The following is a 9,451-nucleotide window of genomic DNA, read 5'->3' on the forward strand; positions in this document are numbered from 1 at the left end:
ACGACCCCTGGGAGGCGCGATGACGGCCGAGGCCGCGGCAGAGACCGGTAGCGGTAGCCGAACGAGGAGAGGAGGCCGGTGGATCGAGCGGTGGGATCCCGAGGACGAGGGCTTCTGGAAGCAGACGGGCGAGAAGATCGCGCGGCGGAACCTTGTCTTCTCGGTGCTCTCCGAACACATCGGTTTCTCCATCTGGAGCCTGTGGTCGGTGATGGTGCTCTTCATGGGTCCGGAGTACGGGGTCGACCCGGCCGGGAAGTTCTTCCTCGTGGCGATGCCGACGATGGTGGGCGCCGTGCTGCGGGTGCCCTACACCTTCGCGGTGGCACGCTTCGGCGGGCGCAACTGGACGGTGCTGAGCGCGCTGATGCTGCTGGTGCCGACGGCCGCCGCGGCGCTGGTGATGACGCCGGGCACCTCGTACACGACGTTCATCGTGGTCGCGGCGCTGACCGGCGTCGGCGGCGGTAACTTCGCCTCGTCGATGACCAACATCAACTCCTTCTACCCGCTGCGCAAGAAGGGGTGGGCGCTGGGTCTGAACGCCGGCGGCGGAAACATCGGCGTGCCGGTCATCCAGCTGCTCGGCCTGCTGGTCATCGGTACGGCGGGAGCCGCGCACCCGCGGATCGTGCTCGCCGTCTACGTGCCGCTGATCGTGGTCGCCGCGGTGCTCGCCGCGCTCTTCATGGACAACCTCGGGCCGGTCACGAACGACACCGGGGCGGCGCGCGACGCGGCCAAGGAGCCGCACACCTGGGTCATGTCGCTGCTGTACATCGGCACGTTCGGCTCGTTCATCGGCTACAGCTTCGCCTTCGGCCTGGTGCTGCAGAACCAGTTCGCGCGCACGCCCCTCCAGGCGGCGTCCCTGACGTTCATCGGGCCGCTGCTCGGCTCGCTGGTGCGGCCGATCGGCGGGCGGTTCGCGGACCGGTTCGGCGGCGCCCGGATCACGCTGGGCAACTTCGTGGCGATGGGAGCGGCCACCGGCGTGGTGATCTTCGCGTCGGCGGAGCGCTCGCTGCCGGTCTTCCTCGTGGGGTTCATCGCCCTGTTCGTACTGACCGGGTTCGGCAACGGCTCCACGTACAAGATGATCCCGGGGATCTTCCAGGCCCAGGCCGTCCGGCGGGGGCTCGCGGGGGAGGCGGCCGCGGCATACGGGCGGCGCCTCTCGGGAGCGGCCATGGGGCTGATCGGCGCGGTGGGCGCGCTCGGCGGGCTGGCCATCAACCTCGCCTTCCGGCAGTCGTTCCAGATGACGGGGTCCGGCACCCCGGCGTTCGTCTCCTTCCTCGCCTTCTATGCCGTGTGTTGCGCGGTGACCTGGGCCGTATACCTGCGCAGGCCGCGGCGCGGGGTGCCCACGGCCGGTCCGGAGACCGGCGCGGACGCGGGAGAGGCGGCCGCCCGGCCCGTCTACGCACAGGTGTGAGACGCGCCGCAGGACGCGCCGTAACACTTGGGAAATACTGGGTGACCGGGCCTGTCACGTGGTGTTGGCAGGCTCGGCACCTTCGGACCCCTCTCGCCCGAGCCGCGGCGTTGAGGGAGCGCGTACGCACGATGCACCACACCACTCTGGGCGGAGCGGGACGACCATGCACGATCAACAGCAGGAGCAGCAACCACAGCAGCGAGGCGACCAGCAGCCGCAGCCGGGCGACGGGGACGGGCCGGAGATCCCGCGGGAGGCCGCGCAGACCGTACGGCCGCTGGAGGGATTCACCGTCGGTGTCACCGCAGCGCGGCGTGCGGAGGAGCTGGGCACGCTGCTGGAGCGCCGCGGCGCCCAGGTGATGCACGCACCCGCGCTGCGTATCGTCCCGCTGCCGGACGACACCGAGCTGCTGGACGCCACCCGGGGCCTGATCGAGGACGCGCCGGACGTGGTGGTCGCGACCACCGCCATCGGTTTCCGCGGCTGGATCGAGGCCGCCGAGGGGTGGGGGCTGGGCGAGGAACTGCTCGCCCGGCTGGCCGGCGTCGAGTTGCTTGCGCGCGGGCCGAAGGTGAAGGGCGCGATCCGGGCCGCCGGGCTGACCGAGAAGTGGTCACCCGCGTCCGAGTCCATGGCCGAGGTCCTCGACCGGCTGCTGGAGGAGGGGGTCTCCGGGCGCCGGGTGGCCATCCAGCTGCACGGGGAGCTGCTGCCGGGCTTCGTGGAGGCGTTGCGGGCCGACGGCGCGGAGGTCGTGGGGGTCCCCGTCTACCGCTGGATGCCGCCGGAGGACATCGCTCCCGTGGACCGGTTGCTGGACGCGGTGGTCGGACGCGGCGTGGACGCGGTCACCTTCACCAGCGCCCCGGCCGCCTCGTCGCTGCTGCGCCGTGCCGAGGAGCGCGGCATCCAGGAGGAGGTGCTGGCCGCCCTGCGCCAGGACGTGCTGTCGGTGTGCGTGGGACCGGTCACCGCGCTGCCCCTCCAGGCGCATGATCTGCCCACCCTTCAGCCGGAGCGTTTCCGGCTGGGGCCGATGGTCGGCGTCCTGTGCCGCGAACTCCCCGGCCGGGTTCTGTCGTTGCCGGTGGCCGGGCGGCGCATCGAGATCCGCGGGCATGCCGTCGTCGTGGACGGCGAGCTGCGGCCGGTGCCCCCGGCCGGTATGGCGCTGCTGCGCGCGCTGGCCCGCCGCCCCGGCTGGGTGGTGGCCCGCGCGGACCTGCTGCGGGCGCTGCCGGGCGCGGGGCGGGACGAGCACGCGGTGGAGACAGCGATGGCCCGGCTGCGGGTGGCCCTGGGCGCGCCGAAGCTGATCCAGACGGTGGTCAAGCGGGGCTACCGGCTCTCGCTCGACCCGCACGCGGACACCGCCAAGTACGACGGCGTCTGACGGCCCGCTCGGAGCGTGCCCGCGGTGACGGCCGCGGCGCGCGTCAGGCCGCGTTGTCGGTGTTGTCGGCGTTGCTGACGCGGATCTTGGACTGGCCGTGCGGCCGCTTCTCCCAGTCCTCCATGAATCGCGCCTCCAGGCCGTGCTTGCGTGCCAGCCGCAGCAGGGTCTCGGTCCGGTAGTAGAAGTCCTCGCGCAGGACCTGGTGTTCGGCGCCCTCGGTCCGGTCGAAGGTGAAGTCGAAGAAGCCGCCGGGTGCCAGGATGCGGCCGACGTGGGACAGGCATTCGTCGATGACCTCCACCGGCGAGTGGGAGAAGACGCTGTGCGCGTGCACGACGTCGAAGTGGCCGTCCGGCAGGAAGTCCAGCGTGAGGTCGTGCGTGAGGGTCAGGTGCGGCAGCTTGGCCTGGAGTCCGTAGGTGGTGAGGGTCTTCTTCGCGGAGATCAGGATGTCCGGCGAGATGTCGATGCCGTAGTAGTTGCCGGTGTCCAGGTACTCGATGAAGCGCCAGCCTGCCCGCAGGTTGCCGCAGCCTATGTCGAGCATCCGGTGGACGGGCTTGAGGCCGTGCTCCATCAGGTAGTCGAACTGCATCTCCCCCAGCGCCAGCCAGCGCTCATGGCTCCGGCTGCCGACCGCGGCCTCCGGGTTGCGGGCCGCGTCGGACGCCATGACCGCGCGGTAGTAGTCCACGTGACGGGGGTGCTTGACGCGCAGCCAGGTGTCGCGTGCGGTGCGCCTGAGGTAGGGGGTGACGCGAGCCGGGTTCCGGATCGCGTAGGCGACCTTGTGGGTCAGGCTGGCGCGGTTCCTGAGCAGCGATTTCGGCGACATGGAGACCTTCGTCCTGGTGGGGCCGGAAGGGGCAGGGCGCGGCGGTCGGCAGGGCCGTCCGGACGCCACGCCGCGGACTATACCTGAGAGGTATACATGCAGTGTCTACTCGATGTGTCCACCTGCGGCGCACCTCCGTGGTGGGCACTCCCGGAGGGTTCCCGGCGGCCGCCGCGCCGGGCACTCTTGGGGCACACGCGTTTGTTCTCTAAGGAGTGACAGGCACATGGCGGCGCCTCACGACCTGCGGTTCGACTGCGGGCGGATCTGCCTGGACCTGGTGGCCACGACCGGCGGCACCCCGGCCGAACGGCTCACCGGGCCCGAGCACCTGACGGCCTGGCTGGTCGGCGCGGGGGTGGTACCACCCGGAGTCCCGCTGGAGGCCGTCGACGGCGGCTGGGTCACCCGCTTCAGGACGCTGCGCGAGCTCCTGCGCCGCGTGGTGCACGACGAACTCCAAGACCGGGCGGCCGACGCCGACCTGACGCTGCTCAACGCTACCGCCGAGGTCGCGGATCCGCCCGCCGTGCGCCTGCTGCGTACCGCCGATGGGAGTCTGGCCCGCACCTTCTCCGGCCCGCCCGACTGCGCCGGGCTGCTGGCCGCGGTCGCGCGGGACGCCGTCGCGCTGCTGACCGACGAGGCGGCCCGCGGGCAACTGCGGCAGTGCGCGGGCGAGAACTGCTCCCTGGTCTATCTGGACACCTCCCGCGGGCGGCGCCGGCGGTGGTGCTCCAGTGAGGTGTGCGGCAATCGCGAGCGGGTGGCGCGGCACCGCAGGCGGTCGAGGCGGCGGGGCACGGGCGCGCCCCCGGGCATGCCCCCGGGCGGGGCCTCCGGGAGGGCCGCCGGCCCGGCAGCCACCCCTCCCGCCGCTCCCTCGACGTCCGCGCCGCCGGCCCCCGCCGCGGCTTCCTCCCCCGCCGCGGCTTCCGCCCCTTCCGCCGTTTCTGCCGCTGGCGCAAAATTTTCCGCCGGACAGTGAGTCGCCCCGCCCCTTTGGCCCGTACTCCTCTCCGCAAGTCCGATCCGTGGCATGGTCCCCGGCCCGCTCCGGTGATCCGCGCTATCGACCCGGGAGTTGGAGTGCGCAAGGATGCCGTCGTGGCAGACCGGACGACACCAGACGAGGCGCTCATGCGAGCCCTCTACGACGAGCACGCGGGTCCGCTCCTCGCCTTCGTCCTGCGGCTGGTGGCGGGCGACCGGCACCGCGCGGAGGACGTGGTGCAGGAAACGCTGGTGCGCGCCTGGCGCAACGCCGACCAGCTGCAGCGCGCGACCGGCTCGATCCGGCCGTGGCTGGTGACGGTGGCCCGGCGGATCGTCATCGACGGACACCGAAGCCGCCAGGCCCGGCCCCAGGAGGTCGATCCCACCCCGCTGGAGACGATGCCCGCGGCCGACGTGATCGACCGGGCGCTGCGCCTGATGACGATCTCCGAGGCGCTGAGCGACCTCAGTCAGGCCCACCGAGAGGCCCTCGTCGAGACGTACTTCAAGGAGCGTACGGTCAGCGAGGCTGCGGCGGTGCTGCGGGTGCCGGCCGGGACCGTGCGGTCCCGGGTGTTCTACGCCCTGCGCTCCCTGAAGCTCTCGCTAGAGGAACGAGGAGTGACGGAGTGAACCCGCCCACGCAGCCGGACCGGCACACCGACGTCGGCGCCTACGCGCTGGGCGTCCTGGACGCCGCCGACGCGGACCGGTTCGAGGTGCATCTGGCCGGCTGCGACCGGTGCGCGGCGGAACTCGAGGAACTGATGGGCCTGCCCCCGTTGCTGGCCGAGTTCAAGGAGTCCGCCCCGACCCCGCAGACCGTCACCGCCACCCCGGGGCCAGGCGTCCTGGACGGCCTGCTCGACGAGGTCGCCGCGGCCCGCGGCGCCCGGCGCCGGCGCAGGTTCTACCTCGTCGCCGCGGCCGCCGTACTGATCATCGGCGGGCCGCTCGCCGCGGTCTCCATGACCTCCGCCGAATCCGGAACCGGCACCGAGGCCGTGCCGCCGCTCGCCAACGCAGTCCGCGCCCAGTACGCCGAGGGCGAGCGGGTGACATCCGTCGATCCCGACACCAAGGTCGCGGCGGGCGTGTCCATGGCGCCCCGGCCCTGGGGTACGCAGATCGTCCTCGAACTCGCCAACGTCAAGGGCCCGCTCACCTGCGACCTGGTCGCCGTCGGCAAGGACGGCAGGCGCCAGACCGTCACCACCTGGGCGGTGCCCCCGGGCGGATACGGCATCAAGGACAGCGCCGCCAAGTGGAACCGGCAGCCGTTATACGCCGCGGGCGGGGCGGCCCTTGGCCGTGGCGACATCGACCGGTTCGAGATCCGCACCCTGGCGGGCGAACGACTGGCCACGGTGGACGTCTGAGCCTCCGTCGGCGGGCCCGGCGGCCGAGGTTCGGGCGCCGCGGCACGCCGCGGTCGGGGCCGGCTCTCGGCCGAACGGGGCACCCCGGCAGGCCTCCCCGGGGGTGAAGTCGATGCCTGAGTCAACATCCGACCGAACACGTCCCTTTTTGTCCGTATGGCCAGGTGCGCGCGGTGCCCGGTTCGCGTACGGTTGACGGCTGCCCTACGCACAGCAGAAGGGGGCCTGGGTGGCCGCGCAGAACGCCACGCACGCGCCGGATCACGCTTCGGATTCCGTTCGCGACCGCGAGATCGAGACCGAGCAGACGCATCTGGACCGCGTCTACCGGCGCCTTGAGGAGAAGATCCACGAGGCAGAGTTCCTGATGGACGACGCCGCCAAGCGCGGGCAGGTCGGCACGCCCGGCGCCCTCGCCGAGCGCGACGCACAGGTCTTCCAGGCCGGCGTCCATCTCCACCGCCTGAATTCCGAGTACGAGGACTTTCTCTTCGGCCGCATCGACCTGCTCCTGGGCAAGGACGGCAAGAAGGGCCCGGACGGCGCGTACACCTCCGTCGAACCCGCCGACGGCGCCATCGAGGACGGCCACGCCGCGATCGCCGAGACACTGCACATCGGGCGACTCGGCGTCCTCGACGCGGACTACTCCCCGCTGGTCATCGACTGGCGGGCGCCCGCCGCCGCACCCTTCTACCGCGCCACCCCGGTCGCCCCCGGCCGGGTCGTACGACGTCGCGTCATCCGCTCCAAGGGCCGCAAGGTCCTCGGCGTCGAGGACGACCTGATGCGTCCTGAGGTCACCGCCACGCTGGACGGCCGGGAGCTGCCGGCGATCGGCGACGGCGCGCTGATGGCCGCCCTGGGACGGGCCCGCAGCCACACCATGCGGGACATCGTCGCCTCCATCCAGGCCGAGCAGGACATGGTCATCCGGGCCCCCGCCGCGTCGGTGACGGAGGTCGAGGGCGGGCCCGGCACGGGCAAGACCGCCGTCGCGCTGCACCGCGCCGCCTACCTCCTCTACCAGGACCGCCGCCGCTACGCCGGCGGCATCCTGATCGTCTCCCCGACGCCGCTGCTGGTCGCCTACACCGAGGGCGTGCTGCCCTCGCTCGGCGAGGAGGGACAGGTCGCCATCCGGTCGCTCGGCTCCCTGGTCGACGGCGCCGAGGCGACCGCCTACGACCCGCCGGCGGTGGCCCGCATCAAGGGGTCGAGCCGTATGCAGAAGCTGCTGCGCAAGGCGGCCCGCGGAGCGCTGGAGACGGCCGCCGGGGGAGCGGCGGAGCCCGCGGAGGACTCCCGGCCCGCAGCGGCCCGGCCCGCGGAAGCCGACGCGCAGCTGTCCCTGGAGGACCTCTTCGCGGCCGCCGGGGACGACACCGGCGCCGACCGGCCCGCCGACGGCGGGCGGGACGGCCGCAGGACCCGCTCCAGACCCTCGCGCCCCGCCACCACCGCGCCCACCCGGCTACGGGTGGTCGCCTTCGGCGGCCGGATCGAGCTGGAGGCCGAAGAACTGCGCGCCATCCGCCAGACCGCACTCAGCGGTACGGCACCGGTCAACCTGCTGCGGCCGCGCGCCCGGCGGCTGATCCTGGACGCACTGTGGGCCAAGTCCGGCGCGGCCCGCCGCTACACCGACCCCGAGCTGGTCGCCGAGGCCCGGCAGGGCTTCGACGAGGACCTCACCACCGAGCCGTACTTCCAGGAATTCCTGGACGCCTGGTGGCCCGAGCTCACCCCGCGCGGGGTGCTGGCCGCGATGGCGGACGAGCGCCTGCTGGGCCGCTGGGCCCGGCGGGTCCTCAACCAGCGCGAGGTCCGCCAGCTCGCCCGTTCGCTGCGGCGGCTGCACGCCGCGGACACCGCGAACGCAAGCTCCGCGGCCGGACGCGGAGGCAAGGCGGCGGAGGGCCGGGGCCCGCTCTCGGTACACGACGTGGCCCTGCTGGACGAGCTGCAGTTGATCCTCGGCGCGCCCGCGCGTCCGGCCCGTCAGCGCGAGGCCGACCCTCTGGACCACCTGACCGGCCTGGAGGAGCTGTCGACCTACGCCGAGCGCAACGGCGGCGGCCGCAGCCGCCGTGAGCGGCTGGAGGAGGAGCGCGCCGACTACGCCCACGTCATCGTCGACGAGGCGCAGGACCTGACGCCGATGCAGTGGCGCATGGTCGGCCGACGCGGCCGGCACGCCACCTGGACCGTCGTCGGTGACCCGGCGCAGTCCTCCTGGTCGGACCCGGACGAGGCGGCCCTCGCCCGGGACGAGGCACTGGGATCCCGCCCCCGGCGGCGCTTCACACTCACCGTCAATTACCGCAACCCCGCGGAGATCGCCGAACTCGCCGCCCGGGTGCTGGCGCTGGCGATGCCCGGCATGGAATCGCCGAAGGCGGTCCGCTCCACGGGTCTGACGCCGCGATTCGCGCTCGCCACCACGGACGGCGCACGGGGCGCGGCCGCCGACGACGCACTGGCACGAGCCACCGTCGAGGAGGCCGGGCGGCTGCTGGGCGAGGTGGACGGCACCGTCGGCGTCGTGGTGGCCATGCAGCGCCGCGAACAGGCGCGCCGCTGGCTCGCCGGACTCGGCGAACGGGTGGTCGCGCTGGGCTCGCTGGAGGCCAAGGGTCTGGAGTACGACGCGACGCTGGTCGTCTCGCCGGCCGAGATCGCCGACGAGTCCCCGGCCGGTCTGCGGGTGCTCTACGTGGCCCTGACCCGGGCCACCCAGCAGCTGACGGTGCTCTCCGCGGAGCGCGACGAGCCCGACGCGGACGGGGTGCCCGACCTGCTGCGGGACTGACCCGTACGGCGGCCCGCGCGAGCAGGCGCGGACCGCCGTCCGAGGGGTCTTGAAATCGTCCGCCCGGGACGGGATTCGCTTCCGGGGATGGTTTGTTAGCCTGGGTGACGGCACCGGCTCGATCCAAGCCCCCGGGCCCAACCATCGTCGCTACGAGCGACCACTTGCCGCGAGGCGAGCATGGCGGGTCGGTGCCACCTAGCGGAACTGCGGGCGTCTCTCCCACGGGAGGGGCGCCCGCAGTCGTTTTGCGCCCCCGGAGCCGCGCCCCTGAGCGGCCGCTCAGGGGCGGTGCAGGGGGAGGGGCTTCCCCTCGAACCGCATTCTCTCGTATGGTGGAAGAGTTCTTCCGAAATTTGTAGCTGGTTACCGTGTACCGGCTGGTAGGTGGGACGATCGACCAACACGCTCCGGACCTGCACTATCAGGTATCGGAGCGATGTGCAGAGTGAATCCAGGGAAAGCAGAGGAAGTCGGCCATGGCAACGGCGCCTAGCGTCTCGTATTCGATGACGGTGCGACTGGAAGTTCCCGCGAGCGGCACCGCCGTCAGCCAGCTCACCACGGCCGTGGAGTCCTCCGGCGGGTC

The 9,451-nt window shown here is 72.7% G+C and carries 7 protein-coding genes; 6 read left to right on the plus strand and 1 reads right to left on the minus strand.

From position 1 onward, the window contains the following. Window positions 1–19 precede the first annotated feature (19 nt). Both ACGFZW_RS35000 and ACGFZW_RS35005 read left to right on the plus strand, forming a co-directional pair. On the plus strand, window positions 20–1,438 hold the full coding sequence (locus ACGFZW_RS35000; protein WP_393897352.1) for a nitrate/nitrite transporter: 1,419 nt from the start codon (window positions 20–22) through the stop codon (window positions 1,436–1,438). A gap of 166 nt (window positions 1,439–1,604) precedes the next feature. Next, on the plus strand, window positions 1,605–2,837 hold the full coding sequence (locus tag ACGFZW_RS35005; RefSeq protein WP_393897353.1) for a uroporphyrinogen-III synthase: 1,233 nt from the start codon (window positions 1,605–1,607) through the stop codon (window positions 2,835–2,837). 43 nt (window positions 2,838–2,880) lie between these two features. On the opposite strand, the gene ACGFZW_RS35010 is transcribed toward ACGFZW_RS35005, so the two are convergent. Continuing rightward, the gene (locus ACGFZW_RS35010) at window positions 2,881–3,675 is read right to left on the minus strand and encodes a class I SAM-dependent methyltransferase (RefSeq protein ID WP_393897354.1); all 795 of its coding nucleotides are present in this window, start codon (window positions 3,673–3,675) and stop codon (window positions 2,881–2,883) included. 226 nt (window positions 3,676–3,901) lie between these two features. Between ACGFZW_RS35010 and ACGFZW_RS35015 the strand changes: the two genes are divergently transcribed. The 4 genes from ACGFZW_RS35015 (at window position 3,902) to ACGFZW_RS35030 (ending at window position 8,862) form a co-directional block, all read left to right on the plus strand. Continuing rightward, window positions 3,902–4,663, plus strand: coding sequence for a CGNR zinc finger domain-containing protein (locus ACGFZW_RS35015; protein WP_393897355.1), 762 nt, complete (start codon window positions 3,902–3,904; stop codon window positions 4,661–4,663). Between the two features lie 101 nt (window positions 4,664–4,764). Then, window positions 4,765–5,304: a sigma-70 family RNA polymerase sigma factor gene (locus ACGFZW_RS35020; protein ID WP_393897356.1), complete on the plus strand. Its 540-nt coding sequence runs from the start codon at window positions 4,765–4,767 to the stop codon at window positions 5,302–5,304. Continuing rightward, a complete protein-coding gene (locus tag ACGFZW_RS35025) occupies window positions 5,301–6,050 on the plus strand; it encodes an anti-sigma factor family protein (protein WP_393897357.1) in 750 nt (249 codons plus the stop codon). Before ACGFZW_RS35020 ends, ACGFZW_RS35025 begins: the two co-directional genes overlap by 4 nt. A 229-nt stretch (window positions 6,051–6,279) precedes the next feature. Next, entirely contained in the window at window positions 6,280–8,862 is a 2,583-nt protein-coding gene (locus ACGFZW_RS35030) for a HelD family protein (RefSeq protein WP_393897358.1), read from the plus strand. The last annotated feature ends 589 nt before the right edge of the window (window positions 8,863–9,451 follow it).

This window comes from Streptomyces sp. NPDC048248 (assembly GCF_043201875.1).
Classification (GTDB): domain Bacteria; phylum Actinomycetota; class Actinomycetes; order Streptomycetales; family Streptomycetaceae; genus Streptomyces.

What these genes read in the sequence shown, in the direction of transcription:
- ACGFZW_RS35000 (WP_393897352.1), top strand. Translation starts at nt 20, where the DNA reads ATGACGGCCGAGGCCGCGGCAGAGACCGGTAGCGGTAGCCGAACGAGG.
- ACGFZW_RS35005 (WP_393897353.1), top strand. Translation starts at nt 1,605, where the DNA reads ATGCACGATCAACAGCAGGAGCAGCAACCACAGCAGCGAGGCGACCAG.
- ACGFZW_RS35010 (WP_393897354.1), bottom strand. Translation starts at nt 3,675, where the DNA reads ATGTCGCCGAAATCGCTGCTCAGGAACCGCGCCAGCCTGACCCACAAG.
- ACGFZW_RS35015 (WP_393897355.1), top strand. Translation starts at nt 3,902, where the DNA reads ATGGCGGCGCCTCACGACCTGCGGTTCGACTGCGGGCGGATCTGCCTG.